We start from the raw sequence: 16,931 nt of genomic DNA on the forward strand, positions 1-16,931 counted from the left end.
TTAACAGATGTAAATCAGTAATTTAAATAGCTGTACCCTTATAAGTTAAAAGATAGAAACACAATAAAAACAATAGTGCTAACCCGTATTAGCGACTTAGCGAATACGAGTTAGCACCACAGGTTGAAAGAGGAAAATTCAATGGATAAGCGCCACGACCCAAGCCGCCGTATTATTGCGCCGCATGGCACACAATTAAGCTGTAAGAGTTGGCTCACAGAAGCGCCAATGCGCATGTTAATGAATAACTTACATCCCGATGTCGCCGAGCGCCCAGAAGACTTAGTCGTCTATGGTGGTATCGGCCGCGCCGCCCGCGATTGGGACTGTTACGACAAAATCATCGAAGTCTTACAACGCCTCGAAGACGACGAAACCTTATTAGTGCAATCGGGCAAACCTGTGGGCGTATTTCGCACCCATGCGGATGCACCGCGCGTACTGATTGCTAACTCAAACCTAGTGCCACATTGGGCGAACTGGGAACATTTCAACGAGTTAGATAAGCTAGGTTTGGCTATGTACGGCCAGATGACGGCGGGTTCTTGGATCTATATCGGCACTCAAGGCATAGTCCAAGGCACCTACGAGACCTTTGTGTCGGTCGCAAAACAGCACTTTGAGGGTGTCTCCAAAGGCAAATGGATCCTCACTGGCGGGCTAGGTGGTATGGGCGGCGCACAAACGCTGGCGGGCACTATGGCTGGCTTCTCAGTGTTAGCCTGTGAAGTCGACGAGACTCGCATCGATTTCCGCCTGCGTACTCGCTATGTTGACAAAAAAGCCACTTCGCTCGATGAAGCATTAGCCATGATTGAAGAAGCGAACCAAGCTGGCAAGCCAGTATCAGTGGGCTTATTAGCGAATGCCGCCGATGTGTTTGCTGAATTAGTTAAACGCGGCGTTACCCCAGATGTGGTGACCGACCAAACCTCGGCACACGACCCATTAAACGGTTATCTGCCGCAGGGGTGGACTATGGCTGAGGCTGCGGCCATGCGTAAAACCGACGAAGCTGCTGTGATTAAGGCGGCAAAAGCCTCAATGGCGGTGCAAGTACAAGCCATGCTCGACCTGCAAACCGAGGGGGCAGCCACGCTCGATTACGGTAACAATATTCGCCAAATGGCGTTTGAAATGGGCGTTGAAAACGCCTTTGACTTCCCAGGTTTTGTACCTGCTTATATTCGCCCACTGTTCTGTGAAGGCATAGGTCCGTTCCGCTGGGTGGCGTTATCTGGCGATCCCGAAGATATCTACAAAACTGACGCTAAAGTCAAAGAACTGATCCCAGATAATCCACACCTGCACAATTGGTTAGACATGGCGCGCGAGCGTATCGCCTTCCAAGGTCTGCCAGCGCGTATTTGCTGGGTTGGCTTAAAAGATCGCGCTCGCTTGGCGTTAGCTTTCAACGAAATGGTCAAAAATGGCGAGTTGTCGGCGCCCGTGGTAATCGGTCGCGATCACTTAGATTCTGGCTCTGTTGCCAGCCCGAACCGCGAAACCGAATCTATGCTGGACGGCTCAGATGCGGTATCCGATTGGCCATTATTGAACGCGCTACTCAACACCGCTAGCGGTGCAACTTGGGTGTCGCTGCACCACGGCGGCGGCGTCGGTATGGGCTTTAGCCAACATTCGGGTGTGGTGATTGTGTGTGACGGCACAGATGCGGCGGCAAAACGGGTTGGCCGCGTGTTGTGGAATGACCCTGCGACAGGCGTGATGCGTCATGCCGATGCGGGCTACGAGATTGCGAAAAACTGTGCCAAGGAGCAGGGCCTCGATTTACCTATGCAAGACTAGCCGATGCTAACGACTCAATAACAATAATAACTAAAAGCTTGGAGCTAAAAATATGAAATCTGTGAATCACTTAGTGTTAACGCCGGGCAGCTTGAGCCTAGCGCAATTGCGCGAAATCAGCCGTCATAAGTTGACACTGGAACTCGCACCAGAGGCGATTACTGATATCAACACCAGTGCGCAAATCGTGCAGAAAGTGTTGGATGAAGGCCGCACCGTTTATGGCATCAACACGGGCTTTGGCTTGTTGGCCAATACCAAGATAGCGCCCGAAGATCTGCAATTGCTGCAACGCTCAATCGTGTTGTCACATGCCGCAGGTACAGGTCAATACATGCAAGATGCCACAGTGCGTTTGATGATGGTTTTAAAAATCAACTCATTAAGCCGCGGCTTCTCGGGCATTCGTTTAGAAGTGATTAACTTCTTAATCAGTTTAGTAAACGCCGAAGTTTATCCCTGCGTGCCAGAAAAAGGTTCAGTCGGCGCCTCGGGTGACTTAGCGCCACTGGCGCACATGTGTTTGCCTATGCTGGGTGAAGGCGAAATGAGCTATCGAGGCGAGTTAATTTCTGCCGCCGAAGGTTTAGAAATCGCTGGTCTCAAGCCAATCGATTTAGCGGCCAAAGAAGGGCTGGCCCTGTTGAACGGCACTCAAGCGTCGACTGCGCTGGCGCTGGAAGGGTTGTTCCACGCCGAAGACTTGTTCGCAGCAAGTTCAGTGATCGGTGCCATGAGCGTCGAAGCCGCTATGGGCAGCCGTAGCCCGTTTGATCCTCGCATCCATGCGGCGCGTGGTCAGAAAGGTCAAATCGATTCGGCCATGGTCTTCCGTCATCTACTGGGTGAAGAGTCTGAGATAAGCTTAAGTCATGCTAACTGTGAAAAGGTGCAAGATCCTTACTCACTGCGCTGTCAGCCACAGGTGCTGGGGGCTTGCTTGACCCAAATTCGTCACGCTGCCGATGTGTTAGGCACAGAGGCCAATGGCGTAACCGATAACCCACTGGTGTTCCAAGACACGGGCGATATCATTTCGGGCGGTAACTTCCACGCTGAGCCTGTGGCTATGGTGGCGGATAATCTGGCGATTGCGATTGCTGAACTGGGCTCCATTGCCGAGCGTCGTATTGCACTGTTAATCGATTCTAGCCTGTCAAAATTGCCCCCTTTCCTCGTGAAAAACGGCGGGGTGAACTCGGGCTTTATGATCGCCCAAGTGACGGCGGCGGCATTGGCGTCCGAGAACAAAACCTACGCTCATCCGGCATCAGTTGACAGCTTGCCAACATCGGCTAACCAAGAAGACCATGTTTCTATGGCGACCTTTGCTGCCCGCCGCTTGCGCGATATGAGCGAAAATACCCGTGGTGTACTGGCAATTGAATTGTTAGCGGCGGCTCAGGGTTTAGATTTTCGCGCTCCTTTAGCCCCAAGTGCTGCAGTGGCTAAGGCTAAAGCCGAATTGCGTGAAGTCGTCGCTTATTACGATAAAGACAGATACTTCGCGCCAGATATCGAAGCCGCGACCGATTTGTTGTATACAGCGAGCTTTAACACTTATCTGCCTGCAGGAACGCTAGCCAGCTTTTAGGCGTTTGTTTTAGTTTAATGGCTGAACAGGTGTTTACTCCGCGGGAATAGGCTGCACTGGGCGCTTTTGTTATCGCGCCCAGATTTTGCACCTCAATGTACTAAAAATAAGCGTTAAAAGGCAAAATTTAAGGTGCAGGCAGATTGCTTGTGCCTTTTTATTTGGTTTTTTCCTGCTTTTCCTCGATCTTTGTCTTTGCCATTTTGGTGTGTTTAACACCGCAGACTCTGCAATTTTTACCCTAATCTTTACATTGTCAATTTTTGTGGCTGTCTATCCCTCTAGAAACCGTTACCTTTGTGTTTTTATCCGCCATCATTATGCATATTTGAATGTATGTAATCATTTTTAATAACCACAACCCTATGATATGGGACAATATGGGTTTGCAGTGTTGGACAAATTGTCCTTTGTGGTTTTTTGGTTTTTAATTCCTTTTATTGTTCTTTGATTATTATTCATTGGGTTTTAATTCTTTATTTGTAGTATTTTTTGGAGTTAAGTTCTGTGGTTGTTTATTTGGGATCTTGATCTCATGTCATTATTTGTTATCTATTTCTTCTTTGGGGATAATCTTAAATTAAGTGTGGTCTTTAGTAGGACTCACTCAATCGGTTGCCATTTTTACCACAGCAACCACTAGACTCATAACGACAAGAGTGTGAGAGGACGCAATGAACAGACGCCAGTTTTTTAGACTGTGTGCTGCCGGAGCTGCCACCTCAGCAATTTCAGCGTTGGGATTGATGTCCGAAAAGGCCTATGCGGCCGTTCGAGAATTCAAACTCATTAGCGCGAAAGAAACCCGCAATAACTGCTGCTATTGCTCAGTGGGTTGCGGATTGCTGATGTACAGCAAAGGAAGTAACGGCAAAAACGCCGAACAAAGTATTTTCCATATCGAAGGGGATGCAGACCATCCAGTCAACCGCGGGGCCTTGTGTCCTAAGGGTGCTGGTCTAGTGGATTATGTGAACAGCCCTAATCGTCTTAAATATCCTGAGTACCGTGCGCCAGGCAGTAATGAATGGACTCGTATCAGCTGGACTGAAGCTTACCAACGCATCGCCCGTCTGATGAAGAATGACCGTGATGCTAACTTGATTGAAAAGAATTCTGCTGGGATGACGGTTAACCGTTGGCTTAGCACTGGGATGATGACCTCGTCGGCGATGCCGAATGAAGGTGGCTATATCACCCAGAAATTTGCACGGGCACTGGGCCTAGTTGCAATCGATACTATTGCGCGTAACTGACACTCTCCAACGGTAGCAAGTCTTGCTCCGACATTTGGACGTGGTGCCATGACCAACCACTGGATCGATATTAAAAACTCTAATTTGATCATTATTATGGGCGGTAATGCTGCAGAGGCTCACCCTGTCGGATTCGGCTGGGTTACAGAAGCTATGCAACATAACAACGCTAAACTTTTGGTGGTCGATCCTCGCTTCACCCGTAGCGCCGCTGTGGCCGATTACTATGCGCCGATCCGCTCGGGCACAGATATCGCCTTCCTGCTCGGGGTGATCCGCTATCTTATTGAAACCAAACAAGTGAACTACGACTATGTGAAGGCTTATACCAATGCCAGTTACATAGTGCGCGAAGACTTCTCTTTTAGTGAAGGTCTGTTCAGCGGTTTCGATGAAGAAACAGATAGCTACAATAAAGAGTCTTGGTACTACGAGTTAGACGAACAGGGTTACGCGAAAATCGATCCTAGCTTCGAACATCCACGCTGCGTGTGGAACTTAATGAAGCAACATGTAGAACGCTATGACTTTGAAACAGTAAGCAATATTACCGGTACGCCGATTGCGGACTATGAGATCGTTTGCCAACAAATTGGTAGCACTCATACCCACGATAGAGCCGCGACCTTTATGTATGCCTTAGGTTGGACTCACCACAGTAAAGGGGCGCAGAACATTCGCTCTATGGCCATGGTGCAGTTGCTGCTGGGTAACATTGGGGTGTTGGGCGGTGGTGTTAACGCTCTGCGTGGACACTCGAACGTGCAAGGCGCGACCGATATGGGTTTATTGTGTCAAAGCTTGCCCGGTTACCTCAAGTTACCGAACGAAAAAGACATTAATCTTAAAACCTATCTCCACAACTATACCCCTGTCGCTCTGCGTCCGGGTCAAACCAACTATTGGCAAAATTACCCTAAATTCTTTGTTTCACAAATGAAGAGCTTTTGGGGCGATAACGCTACGGTTGAAAATGACTTTGGTTATGACTGGTTGCCGAAATGGGACAAGCAGTACGACTTTACTAAACACTTAGATATGGCTTTCCACGGCGAAGTGAATGGCTACATTATCCAAGGTGTTAACGCCATTAACTCTATGCCAAACCGTAATAAGGTACTCAAAGCCTTGAGTAATCTTAAGTACATGGTGGTGTTAGATGCCTTGGCAACGGAAACCGCAACCTTCTGGCAAAATGCCGATGGCTTCAATGAAGTCAATCCCGCTGAAATTATGACGGAAGTGTTCCGTTTACCTACGACATGTTTTGCCGAGGAAGAAGGTTCCATCGTCAACTCTGGCCGTTGGATACAGTGGCATTGGAAGGGTGCTAACCCGCCGGGTGAGGCCAAGCCAGATGCTGAGATTCTCTCTGGCGTCTTAATGGCAATGCGTGAACTGTACAAACAAGAGGGCGGTAAGTTGCCTGAGCCAGTGCACGCGATGAGCTGGAATTACCACAATCCTCACTCACCGCACGCAGAAGAAATCGCTCGTGAGCTTAACGGTAAGGATCTCGTGACTCAACGTCAGCTCAGTAGTTTTGCTGAACTGAAAGCCGATGGTAGTACCGCCAGCGCCTGTTGGATTTATGCGGGTTCTTGGACCGAAGAAGGCAACTTGATGGCTCGCCGTGACAACCATGATCCTTCGGGTAAAGGTATTACTCCGGGTTGGGCATTTGCTTGGCCAGCAAACCGTCGTGTGCTGTATAACCGCGCTTCTTGCGATATCAACGGCAAACCTTGGGATCCAAAACGCACTATCGTCGAGTGGGTTGACGGTAAGTGGCACGGTATCGATGTGGGCGACTTCAATATGAAGTTAACACCACAGGAATCCGCTGGCCCCTTCATCATGCAACCCGAAGGTGTGGGTCGTTTCTTCGCCCTTAAATTATTGGCCGAAGGTCCGTTCCCTGAGCACTACGAGCCGATGGAGTCGCCTATTGGGTTGAACCCGTTACACAAGGTCACCAGTAACCCTGCGGTACGTATGTTACCGGGTGTGAAGGAAACCTTAGGTTCCCATAAGGACTTCCCTTATGTGGCAACTACTTACTGTGTAACTGAACACTTTAACTTCTGGTCTACGCATGCTCGTTTAGCTGCGATTTCTATGCCTGAAACCTTCGTCGAAATCGATGAAATGTTAGCGGCAGAAAAAGGTATCGCCAATGGGGATTGGGTCACTGTCAGCTCTAAACGCGGCAGCATTGAAACCAAAGCCTTAGTGACTAAACGGCTACAGCCGTTAAAGGTAAATGGTCAGTTAGTCCATACCGTCGGGTTACCCCGTCACGGCAGCCATAATGCACTCACTCGTAAGAGTTACTCCTGTAACGTACTCACCACGGAAGTGGGGGATGCAAATACACAGGTGCCTGAGTTCAAAGCATTTTTGGTTAACATCACTAAAGCGGAGGGGATCTGATTATGGCATCACAAGACATTATCCGCCGCTCCGGTACTTCAGTGGTGACGCCTGCGGCAAAGGGGCGTAATTCGTCAGAAAAGGTCGCCAAGCTGTTCGACGCCACTAAGTGTAATGGCTGTAAAGCCTGCCAAGTGGCGTGTTCTGAGTGGAATGATTTACGGGAAGAGGTGGGCACCTTCCAAGGCAGTTACCAAAACCCTATGTCGCTATCGGGCCAATGTTGGACCCTGATGGAGTTCCATGAGGTGATGGAAAGCAACAAGCTGCGTTGGCAATTTACCCACTCGGCCTGTATGCACTGTGCTGACCCTGCCTGTTTAACGGCCTGTTCGACCTCGGGCGCGATTATCCAGCACGCTAATGGTGTGGTGGACTTCGATTCGGACAAATGTATCGGCTGCGGTTATTGCGCCAGTGCTTGTCCTTTCGATGTGCCCAAAATCGATCCTAAGGATAACAAGGCCTACAAGTGCACTATGTGCTCTGACCGTTTGGCGGTGGGATTGGAACCTTCCTGCGTTAAGTCCTGTACCACAGGGGCGCTGCGTTTTGGCACCCGTGAGGACATGTTGTTCTACTCGCAAAAACGGGTCGAAGAACTGAAGGAAAAGGGCTTTGCTAAGGCAGGACTTTATAACCCTGAGGGTGTAGGTGGCACGGGTATGATGATGATATTGCACGATATCGATCAGCCCGAAAGCTACAACATGCCTGATAACCCGCAGATCCCACTGTCACTTACTCTGTGGCAGGACTGGGTCAAACCTTTAGGCACTATGGGCATTCTTGCCACTGCCGCCGTCGCTTGTCTGCATAAGATCACCGTCGGTCGCAACATAGTCGAAGAAGACCAACCGGGTTATCAACCGCCAGAGGAAGAGGCTAAGCAGGAAGAGGGGGCCGACAAATGAGCAAGCATGATAAGCAAGAAATGATAGTGCGTCACAAGCTGTTCGATCGCATCTGTCATTGGTTCATTGTGGCGGTTGGCCTAGTGACATTTCTCACTGGCTTTTCCTTCTTCTATCCGTCGTTTCAATGGCTTGGGGCGATAGCGGGCACACCGCAATTGGCGAAGTTTATTCATCCCATTGCGGGCTTGATGATGTGCTTACCTCTGATGTTGATGTTGGTGCGTTACTACAAACACAACAAATGGGAAAAGCACGACCTCGCTTGGATGCTCGCCATTAAGGATGTGATGTTCGAGAACGAGGAGAAAATCCCGCCTATCGGCCATTACAACCCTGGGCAAAAGGTATTGTTTCGCGCCTTCGTGCTGACATCTATCACTTTAACGGTGACGGGAATCATCATGTGGCAGCCTTACTTTGCGCCCTATTTCTCAGCCACTGTGGTGGGTTGGGCCATTCTGTTGCACGCCATTTGTGCGCTCATCATGTTGATTTTTGTGATGGTACATTTTTGGATGGCGACATGGGTGGAAGGGTCGGTTAAGGGCATGCTTTACGGCAAAGTCTCTAAGGCTTGGTGCCGCAAACATCACCCTGTGATGTTGGATGAACATTCGGACGTGGAGAAACATTAATGAGTCATACAGCCGAGATACCTCTGGCCCAAGGCAGCGAATCGCCGCTGGAACTTAAACCGTTAAAAGCGGCAGATCCCCAAGCTGTGTATCACAGAAGGGCGCAGCGTTTGCTGTCATTGGCCAAGGACTCGCCGCTGGCTGATTACTTTGAGCTATGTCGCCGTTTGGTCTCTATACAGGCCAGGTTAGCGCAGGAGGCTGACTTCGGTAAGCTTCTCGCTTGGGGGGAAGATGAGGCGACTCCGCTTTCTCTGTTGGGCTCAGAGGCAGATAGCTATTGGCAAGGACTGCTACAGCAACTGTTAAGTGATTTGTTGCCGCAGGTGGATGAATCCATAGCTCGGGTAGTGCGTTTGCTGATGCAGCAATCGCCCGAGCAACTGAGTTCTTGGGGGCGTTCACTACGCCAAGGGCATGTCAGTGAAGTGCCTGCCCGTTTTAGCTTATTCATCTGGGCGGCGATGGGCGTTTATTGGTCGCATTGGGCACCTATGGTCATCAAGCGGATGGATCCGTGCAAGGTGGCGCAGCAGAGTATGTGTCCCGTGTGTGGATGTCATCCAGTGGCGAGTGTGATTGTCGATCAGCCCCGAGCTGGTTTGCGCTACTTGCATTGCAGTCTGTGCGAGAGCGAATGGCATTACATTCGTGCCCATTGCACCAGTTGCGGTCAGGACAAAGAGATGACGATTTGGTCGCTAGATGATGCCAAGGCTCAAGTGCGGATCGAAAGCTGCGATGAATGTCATGGCTATACCAAGATGATGTTCGTCGAAAACTCGCCGTCTATGGATGTGGCGGCAGACGATCTCGCGACCTTGATGTTAGACAGTGAGCTAAATGCTAAGGGCTTTGGGGCAACAACACTGAACCCACTGCTACTGGCCCACGAAACCACGTAAGCCACATAGCTTAAACAAATGCGGGAGGGAGTCGGGTTGCTGATCCCTTCCTGCTTTTTATAAACCAATGGCAATAATATAAACAAAATGACACAGATGATGACCCAAGCACCTGAAACACTACAAGTTCTGTACCGAGCTTTGCCTTCAATGGATAGCCTACTTGCAGAGCCTAGTTTTGTGGTATTGCAGCAGTCCTACGGCAAAGCGGCGGTAAAGGCCGCACTGGATACCCAGTTAAAGGCGGCGCGCAGCTTAATCGGCCGCGAGCACCGTTTGCCGACATGGTGTGGCGAGCTTGCGCAATTGCACAGATGTTTGGTTGATCAACTGTCTAATGATTACAGCCACAGCTTAAAACCCGTGTGGAATCTCACTGGCACCATATTGCATACCAACCTTGGCCGAGCGCAACAGTCAGAAGCGGCAATTCGAGCCGTGACTTCTGTTATGCGCTACCCCACACCGCTGGAGTTTGAGCTTGCGGCAGGTGAACGTGGTCACAGGGATAATGCGATCAGTGCTTTAATCCAGCGCTTAACAGATGCCGAGGCTTGTTGTGTCGTGAATAACAATGCCGCAGCTGTGTTGTTGATGCTGTCAGCGGTGGCTGCTGGGAAAGAAGTCATCGTCTCCCGTGGTGAGTTGGTGGAAATTGGCGGCGCGTTTCGCATCCCTGACATTATGCGCCAAGCGGGCTGCACCTTAGTCGAGGTCGGCAGCACCAATCGGACTCACCTTAAGGATTATGAGCAGGCCATTACTGAAAATACCGCTGCGATAATGAAGGTCCACACCAGTAATTATCATATTAGTGGTTTTACTGCCGCAGTGGAGGAGGCAAGGCTGGGTCAGTTATGCCGTGAGCGTGGCATATCACTCATTTCAGATCTTGGCAGCGGTTCACTGACGGATCTGCGCCGCTTTGGCCTAAAACAAGAACCTACGCCCCAAGCCATGCTAGCCGATGGTGTCGATTTAGTCAGTTTTTCCGGCGACAAACTATTGGGTGGCCCTCAGTCTGGTTTGATCGTTGGCAAACAGTCGCTGATTAAGAAGTTACAGAGTCATCCACTAAAGCGTGCCCTGCGTTGCGATAAGCTGATTTTGGCGGCGTTAGAAGCGACATTGATCCACTATCTTAACCCTGAAACCTTAGACATTGAGCTGCCTATTATGGCGAAATTTGCCCGTAGCCAAGAGACGTTATGGCAGATTGGTCGTCGCTTACAGCAAGCTTTGGTTCCACACTTTGAACCTTGTTATCGCATTGAGTTAGTCGAGTGCCAAACACAGGTCGGCAGTGGCTCGCAGCCAGATACTTTTTTACCCTCAGTGGCGCTGTGTTTTACCGCACAGAATGGCGGCAGTTTAAGTTTGTTAGAACAACAATTTAAGCAGGCGGCACGGCCTATCATAGGCCGCATGAGTCAGGACCAACTCAGGTTAGACCTGCGCGGTCTTGATAGTGAAGCCGAACTCCTCGCCGAGTTGAGCACTTTAGGTGTGCAGTTGTGATCATTGTGACTGCGGGTCATGTCGATCATGGCAAGAGCACGCTTATTCGTGCTTTGACTGGGATGAATACCGATCGTCTGCCGGAGGAAAAACGCCGCGGTATGACGATCGATCTTGGCTATGCGTTTATGTCACTTCGAGATGGTTCGCGCCTTGCTTTTATTGATGTGCCCGGCCACGAAAAATTTATCAACAACATGCTGGTGGGCGTGAGTCATGCTCGGCATGCCCTGTTAGTGATGGCCTGTGACGATGGCGTAATGCCGCAAACCCGTGAGCATCTGCAAATTCTTGCGCTCTTACCTTTGCACAGTTTGACCTTAGTGCTAACTAAGCGGGATTTAGTTGATAGTGACAAGGCGGCACAGCTTGTCGCCGATGGACTCACTTTGCTGGCCGAGTATGGCATTGAGGCCAGTGGTGTTTTTGAAGTGTCGGCGAATGGAACCGCCGACTTAGCATCCAATGGCGTGGCGGCGCTGAAGGCGCATATTCTTGATTTAGGTGAGCAAGAGTCAAAGCGAGCGGAGGATGCCAGCAGCTTTAGGATGACGCTCGATCGCGCCTTTAGTGTGAAAGGTGCGGGTTGTGTCGTGACGGGCACAGTGATCAGCGGCAGCGTATGTGTGGGGGATAGTCTTTTTAGCTCAGGGCAAAAGGCCAAACTCAGAGTGCGAGGCATACATTGTCAGGGACAAGAAGCCCAAAGGGCTGTCACGGGTACACGCGTAGCACTCAATTTAACGGGTGTCGATAACCATAGGGAGCCAGAGCGTGGCGATTGGCTGAGCAGTTTGCCTCAAGCAGAGCTCTGTAGCCGCCCCGTTGTGCACATTCGAGCCTTCGATTTTTTAGGCTGTGAGCCATTAGTGCATTGGCAAAATGTCCACTGTCACCATGGTGCCGATCATACTTTAGGTCGAGTTTCCCTGTTAAATGAAGCTGATGAAGAAGGCTTCTGTCTGGCGGAGTTAGTACTCGAAAAGCCACTACTCCTATGTCAGGACGATCGAATTGTCCTGCGACACATTGGAGGTAAACAGACTTTAGGTGCGGGGCGAGTGTTGGCGCTGAAAGTCCCTAATCGTAAGAAACGTACACCTGAACGAGTCGCGAGATTACTGCAATTAGCACGCTTGGATAATCCTGCCCATGTGGTGGCTTTACTCGGCCAAACTCAGGCGCTAGAGCTTGATGAAATCGCGTGGCGTTGGCAATTAACCGACGAAGGGCTGGCAATGCTGTTAGCCCAAGCGGGTTTAGTTCGTTTTGGGGCATTTGCTATAGCGACAAGTTTACTTGAGCAAGAAAAACAACAGTTTATTACTTTACTTAACGAGTTCCATCAACAGCATCCTGACCAACTTGGGCTTGGGCGTAATCGCTTGCAGCGAATGAGCCATAGCGCTTTGCCGCCCGAATTAGCCAATAAAGTGCTCGACACGCTTTGCCAAGAGGGACGCATGGTATTGCGTGGCGCCCTGTTGCAATTGGCCGAGCACAAAATAGTGCTAGATGCTGAGGCGCAGCATTGTTGGCAGGCACTTGCGCCTTGGCTTGCCGAGCAAACCGCCCCCGTGTGGGTCACCGAAATGGGCGAATACCTTGAGCTTGAACCTGCCAAATTAAGGCTGCTGTGTTTCCAGCTGGTGCAGCAGGGGTTTATTACTGCTGTGGTGAAGGACAGATATTTGCTCAGCGAGCAAATCTGTTACTACGCCAGCTTAGTACGTACTCATATTGCAGAACACGGCAAGCTCGAAACGGCAGAATTTAAAGACATGGTTGGGCTTGGGCGTAAGGTGAGTATTCAACTGCTTGAGTTCTTTGACAGAAGTGGTTTTACCCGTAGGAAGTATCGCAGTAATAGTCGAGAAGTTCGGGATGCGGAGTTGTTTTTTTCCCATGAGAATTGGCGGAAGAACATAGGAGTCGAACCTACCCAGGACTGCTGGCAGCCCTACCCGGATTTGAAATCCGGACGCCTCACCGGAGACGACGTTCTTCCAATAGAAGACCTAGGGATAGTAGAAAATGCGTAAGGATGATTCAAGGCGATTCTTATTTAGTTTATGGGTTTGTGATACAAGTCTTAAATTGTCATCAAACTAATTGTTTTTATTTGGTTTTATAGTTTTAAAGGGGCGCTATGGAATATCATTCACATGAAGTGGTGACAGAAAGAAACGTGATCTTGTTAGAACATGGGCACGCATCTGAGCTGACTGACTACTTAGCTAATGAAGTGCGGGTTGCACTGGTCTATAACGGCATAGCGCATACCGTGATGTTGGCGAGCCCTCAAGATTTAGAAGCCTTCGCTATTGGTTTTACGTTATCTGAACGTATCGTTTCCCATATCAATGATATCAAAGGGGTTGAGCTCGAGTTCACCAGTGAAGGCGTGTTGATCCAAGTGGAAATCAACCAACGATGCTTTATGGAACTCAAGCAACAAAGGCGCAATATGGCGGGGCGCACAGGTTGTGGATTGTGCGGCGTCGCCCAGCTCGAAGAGGCCGTCAAGCCTGTGATGCGGGTGGACTCAGATGCCAGATTTGATATCGAACACTTACAGGTCGCACTTGGGCAACTTCAAGATAATCAACAACATTTTAAGCTGACGGGCGCCACTCATGCGGCCATGGGGCTTAACCATCAAGGACAGATCATCGCCGCCTATGAGGATATAGGCAGGCATATCGCACTAGACAAGCTAATTGGCGCCTTTTCCGCTCATAATGTGGAACGTCCAGTGGCCGTATTGCTCACCAGTCGCGCGAGTTTTGAGATGGTGCAAAAGGCCGCTAGTGCCAATATCCAAATTCTGTTTGCTATGTCCGCCGTGACTTCACTGGCGTTGGAATTAGCAGAGAAAAGCAATATCACGCTTATCGGTTTTTGCCGTAATGGCAGGGCAACGCTTTACACCCACGGTTATCGCCTGTTGGGGCAGCAGTGTGTCAGCTTAGCTAAAGCCATTTAAGCGTGAGGCCACTTGTGATTGAAGTTGTCGAACGACTTCAATCACTCTGGCACACAGGTTATAAGCGCATTGCGCTTATTTTTTATAGTCTCGTTCATTAGGGTAATGACATGACATGGCAACAATTTAAACAAGAATATTTAGTCCGTTTTTGGGCGCCTATGCCAGCGGTTATCGCTGCGGGTATCCTTTCTACTTACTATTTTGGTTTGACCGGAACCTTCTGGGCTGTTACTGGGGAATTCACTCGTTGGGGTGGTCATTTACTGCAGTTTTTAGGTGCAGAACCAGAAACTTGGGGTTATTTCAAAGTGATAGGTCTGCAGGGCTCTCCTCTAGAACGTATCGACGGCATGATGATTATCGGTATGTTTGGTGGTTGTATTGCTGCTGCGCTTTGGGCCAATAACGTCAAACTGCGTATGCCACAGAGCCGTATCCGTATTGCTCAGGCACTGATCGGCGGCATTATTGCTGGCTTTGGTGCCCGTTTAGCTATGGGTTGTAACCTTGCCGCCTTCTTCACGGGTATTCCGCAGTTCTCTTTACATGCTTGGTTCTTTGCTTTGGCGACTGCGGCAGGCTCTTACTTTGGTGCAAGATTTACCTTACTGCCGATGTTCCGTATTCCGATAAAACTGAAAAAAGTCGATAAAGCGACTTCAATCAAGCAGGACGAAAACCAAGCTAGACGTCGTTTCCGTATCGGTATGCTGGTGTTTGTAGGCATCATCGGTTGGGGGTTATTGACTATGTTCAATGCGCCAAAACTCGGCATTGCTATGCTCTGTGGTGTTGGTTTTGGTTTATTAATCGAACGGGCCCAAATCTGCTTTACCTCAGCGTTTCGCGATATGTGGATCACTGGTCGTACTCACATGGCGAAGGCGATTATCTTAGGCATGGCGGTCAGTGCGATAGGTATTTACAGCTATGTGCAACTGGGTGTGCCGCCTAAGATCATGTGGGCTGGCCCTAATGCGGTGATCGGCGGCTTACTGTTTGGTTTTGGTATTGTACTGGCTGGTGGTTGTGAAACGGGTTGGATGTATCGTGCAGTCGAAGGCCAAGTGCATTTCTGGTGGGTGGGCTTAGGTAACGTGTTGGGTTCAACCTTACTGGCGTATTACTGGGATGATATCGCTCAGCCATTAGCAACGAACTGGGACAAAGTTAATTTACTGACCAGCTTTGGCGATAAAGGCGGATTATTGCTGACCTATGTGCTGCTGGGGCTCTCCTTTGGCGCTATGTTGCTGTGGGAAAAACGTTTCTTTGCCCGTAAGGCGAAGCGTGATGAACAATTGCTAGCGGAGGCGGCGTAATGGCTCAATATATTCCAGATTATCAACTCGATATGGTGGGTGAACCTTGCCCTTATCCCGCAGTGGCTACCCTTGAGGCTATGCCAAAGTTAAAGCACGGTGAAATTCTCGAGGTGATTAGTGACTGCCCGCAGTCTATTAACAACATTCCCCTTGACGCTAAAAATCATGGTTATAAAGTGCTGGAAATTGAGCAGAATGGTCCGACTATTCGTTATCTGATCCAGCGTTGAGGATAGGACTATGTTGACTATTCTCAGTGGCTTAGGTATTGGCTTAGCCATGGGGTTTGTGATGCAAAGGGGGAGATTTTGTATGGCGGGCGGGATCCGCGATACCTATCTGCAACGGGACTTTACCATGGTGATCGCTATTTTGATTGCCATCAGCATCCAAAGTCTAGGGCTGTTCCTGTTTTACGAATGGGGTTGGGTTAAATTGCCAGAAGGGCATTTCCCTTGGTTGGCAACCTTAGTCGGTGGTGTATTGTTTGGTGTGGGTATGGCAGCAGCGGGAAGCTGCTCCACTGGCGCCTATTACCGCGCTGCCGAAGGGTTGGCTGCCAGTGTGATGGCCGTTCTCGGTTTTATTGCTGCCAGTAAATTAGTGCGTCTCGATGAGTTGAAAGGTCTACTTAAACCTTTTAAACAGCATCAACTTGAGGACCAAACGCTCTATCAAACTCTGGGCGTTTCCCCTTGGGTGATCGTGCTTGTCCTCGTATTACTCACATTGTGGTTGGCATTGGGTTATCTCAAACGCCGCAAACGTCCGGTTGCACTGATGGCACCCCGTAAAACGGGTTTAGCTCATTGGTTGTTTGAAGCGCGCTGGCATCCCTTTGTAAGTGCTTTGCTGATTGGTTTACTGGCGCTACTTGCATGGCCTGCAAGTCTTGAAAGTGGCCGTGTAGGCAGTGTTGGGATAAGTGGCCCGAGTGCGCAGTTATGGGATCTTGTCACCACAGGTAACACTAAGTTCTTTAGTTGGCCTGGATATTTTCTCTTGGGATTATTTTTAGGCGCCTTTATCGCTGCCCGGGGCAGTGCTGAGCAGCGCTGGCGCTACCCAGGTCATAAAGTAGTGTTATTTGGGTTTGTTGGTGGCCTGTTGATGGGCGTGGGGAGCGGGCTTGCCGGAGGTTGCATGCTTGGTAATGCGCTCGTTGGCACGGCTTACTTGTCGTGGCAAGGCTGGCTATTTATCCCTGCTATTTTATTTGGCAGTTGGTGCTTTAACTATTTTGCGCTACTGAGGCCAATGCGTCTTGCGCAGATTTAACGTTTATAAAGGAGCTGTATATGGAACAGTATCTCGACACAACGGGTAAGCTATGCCCTTTTCCTTTAATTGAGTTACAACGCTTAATTGCGAGTCTTGAGTCTGGCGATAAAGTGGTACTGGATTACGATTGTGGCCAAGCAACTGAGAATATTCCCCGCTGGGCGGCTGAAGCCGGGCATGAGGTGACCCACTTTGCCCAGAAGGGCGATGCTGCTTGGACTATGACGATTCAAAAGGGCTAACTCGTCCTCAACTAAAAAGCGCTGCAT

General features: G+C 49.7%; 12 protein-coding genes, 1 tRNA gene and 1 pseudogene. 13 read left to right on the plus strand and 1 reads right to left on the minus strand.

All coding sequences use genetic code 11. The features are described from left to right. Window positions 1-141: 141 nt before the first annotated feature. From hutU to selB, 8 genes and pseudogenes are all read left to right on the plus strand, one after another. Window positions 142-1,809, plus strand: a complete 1,668-nt coding sequence (hutU, locus tag CKQ84_RS08715) for a urocanate hydratase (RefSeq protein ID WP_105250942.1) — start codon at window positions 142-144, stop codon at window positions 1,807-1,809. Window positions 1,810-1,861: 52 nt separating this feature from the next. Continuing rightward, window positions 1,862-3,403 (plus strand): histidine ammonia-lyase, encoded by a 1,542-nt coding sequence (gene hutH, locus CKQ84_RS08720; RefSeq protein WP_105250943.1) that lies wholly within the window; start codon window positions 1,862-1,864, stop codon window positions 3,401-3,403. 674 nt (window positions 3,404-4,077) lie between these two features. Further along, entirely contained in the window at window positions 4,078-7,092 is a 3,015-nt protein-coding gene (gene fdnG, locus CKQ84_RS08730) for a formate dehydrogenase-N subunit alpha (protein WP_158683032.1), read from the plus strand. 2 nt (window positions 7,093-7,094) lie between these two features. Next, on the plus strand, window positions 7,095-8,006 hold the full coding sequence (gene fdxH, locus CKQ84_RS08735; protein WP_105250946.1) for a formate dehydrogenase subunit beta: 912 nt from the start codon (window positions 7,095-7,097) through the stop codon (window positions 8,004-8,006). After that, window positions 8,003-8,644, plus strand: coding sequence for a formate dehydrogenase subunit gamma (locus CKQ84_RS08740; RefSeq protein ID WP_105250947.1), 642 nt, complete (start codon window positions 8,003-8,005; stop codon window positions 8,642-8,644). Before fdxH ends, CKQ84_RS08740 begins: the two co-directional genes overlap by 4 nt. Then, window positions 8,644-9,549, plus strand: coding sequence for a formate dehydrogenase accessory protein FdhE (gene fdhE, locus CKQ84_RS08745; RefSeq protein ID WP_105250948.1), 906 nt, complete (start codon window positions 8,644-8,646; stop codon window positions 9,547-9,549). Before CKQ84_RS08740 ends, fdhE begins: the two co-directional genes overlap by 1 nt. Window positions 9,550-9,645: 96 nt before the next feature. Beyond that, the gene (selA, locus tag CKQ84_RS08750) at window positions 9,646-11,067 is read left to right on the plus strand and encodes an L-seryl-tRNA(Sec) selenium transferase (RefSeq protein ID WP_105253038.1); all 1,422 of its coding nucleotides are present in this window, start codon (window positions 9,646-9,648) and stop codon (window positions 11,065-11,067) included. Window positions 11,068-11,072: 5 nt separating this feature from the next. Then, a pseudogene (selB, locus tag CKQ84_RS24190) lies at window positions 11,073-12,884 on the plus strand (selenocysteine-specific translation elongation factor); the annotation flags it as partial. A 96-nt stretch (window positions 12,885-12,980) separates the two neighbouring features. Here the strand turns inward: selB and CKQ84_RS23760 are convergent. After that, window positions 12,981-13,075, minus strand: a tRNA-Sec gene (locus CKQ84_RS23760). A gap of 141 nt (window positions 13,076-13,216) precedes the next feature. On the opposite strand from CKQ84_RS23760, the gene fdhD reads away from it, so the two are divergent. The 5 genes from fdhD (at window position 13,217) to CKQ84_RS08780 (ending at window position 16,904) form a co-directional block, all read left to right on the plus strand. Further along, window positions 13,217-14,053 (plus strand): formate dehydrogenase accessory sulfurtransferase FdhD, encoded by an 837-nt coding sequence (gene fdhD / locus CKQ84_RS08760; RefSeq protein WP_105250949.1) that lies wholly within the window; start codon window positions 13,217-13,219, stop codon window positions 14,051-14,053. A gap of 110 nt (window positions 14,054-14,163) precedes the next feature. Continuing rightward, window positions 14,164-15,378, plus strand: coding sequence for a selenium metabolism membrane protein YedE/FdhT (gene yedE / locus CKQ84_RS08765; protein ID WP_105250950.1), 1,215 nt, complete (start codon window positions 14,164-14,166; stop codon window positions 15,376-15,378). Then, the gene (gene yedF, locus CKQ84_RS08770; protein WP_105250951.1) at window positions 15,378-15,611 is read left to right on the plus strand and encodes a sulfurtransferase-like selenium metabolism protein YedF; all 234 of its coding nucleotides are present in this window, start codon (window positions 15,378-15,380) and stop codon (window positions 15,609-15,611) included. The genes yedE and yedF overlap by 1 nt, the downstream gene beginning before the upstream one ends. A 10-nt stretch (window positions 15,612-15,621) precedes the next feature. Next, window positions 15,622-16,659, plus strand: coding sequence for a YeeE/YedE family protein (locus tag CKQ84_RS08775; protein ID WP_105250952.1), 1,038 nt, complete (start codon window positions 15,622-15,624; stop codon window positions 16,657-16,659). A gap of 20 nt (window positions 16,660-16,679) precedes the next feature. Further along, window positions 16,680-16,904 (plus strand): sulfurtransferase TusA family protein, encoded by a 225-nt coding sequence (locus CKQ84_RS08780; protein ID WP_105250953.1) that lies wholly within the window; start codon window positions 16,680-16,682, stop codon window positions 16,902-16,904. Window positions 16,905-16,931: the final 27 nt, after the last annotated feature.

Origin of the sequence: Shewanella sp. WE21 (assembly GCF_002966515.1) — a bacterium.
GTDB classification, from domain to species: domain Bacteria; phylum Pseudomonadota; class Gammaproteobacteria; order Enterobacterales; family Shewanellaceae; genus Shewanella; species Shewanella oncorhynchi.

Coding starts and splice junctions, on each gene's coding strand:
- fdhD (WP_105250949.1), top strand. CDS start 13,217: ATGGAATATCATTCACATGAAGTGGTGACAGAAAGAAACGTGATCTTG.
- yedF (WP_105250951.1), top strand. CDS start 15,378: ATGGCTCAATATATTCCAGATTATCAACTCGATATGGTGGGTGAACCT.
- hutH (WP_105250943.1), top strand. CDS start 1,862: ATGAAATCTGTGAATCACTTAGTGTTAACGCCGGGCAGCTTGAGCCTA.
- yedE (WP_105250950.1), top strand. CDS start 14,164: ATGACATGGCAACAATTTAAACAAGAATATTTAGTCCGTTTTTGGGCG.
- fdhE (WP_105250948.1), top strand. CDS start 8,644: ATGAGTCATACAGCCGAGATACCTCTGGCCCAAGGCAGCGAATCGCCG.
- hutU (WP_105250942.1), top strand. CDS start 142: ATGGATAAGCGCCACGACCCAAGCCGCCGTATTATTGCGCCGCATGGC.
- fdxH (WP_105250946.1), top strand. CDS start 7,095: ATGGCATCACAAGACATTATCCGCCGCTCCGGTACTTCAGTGGTGACG.
- CKQ84_RS08740 (WP_105250947.1), top strand. CDS start 8,003: ATGAGCAAGCATGATAAGCAAGAAATGATAGTGCGTCACAAGCTGTTC.
- selA (WP_105253038.1), top strand. CDS start 9,646: ATGATGACCCAAGCACCTGAAACACTACAAGTTCTGTACCGAGCTTTG.
- CKQ84_RS08780 (WP_105250953.1), top strand. CDS start 16,680: ATGGAACAGTATCTCGACACAACGGGTAAGCTATGCCCTTTTCCTTTA.
- CKQ84_RS08775 (WP_105250952.1), top strand. CDS start 15,622: ATGTTGACTATTCTCAGTGGCTTAGGTATTGGCTTAGCCATGGGGTTT.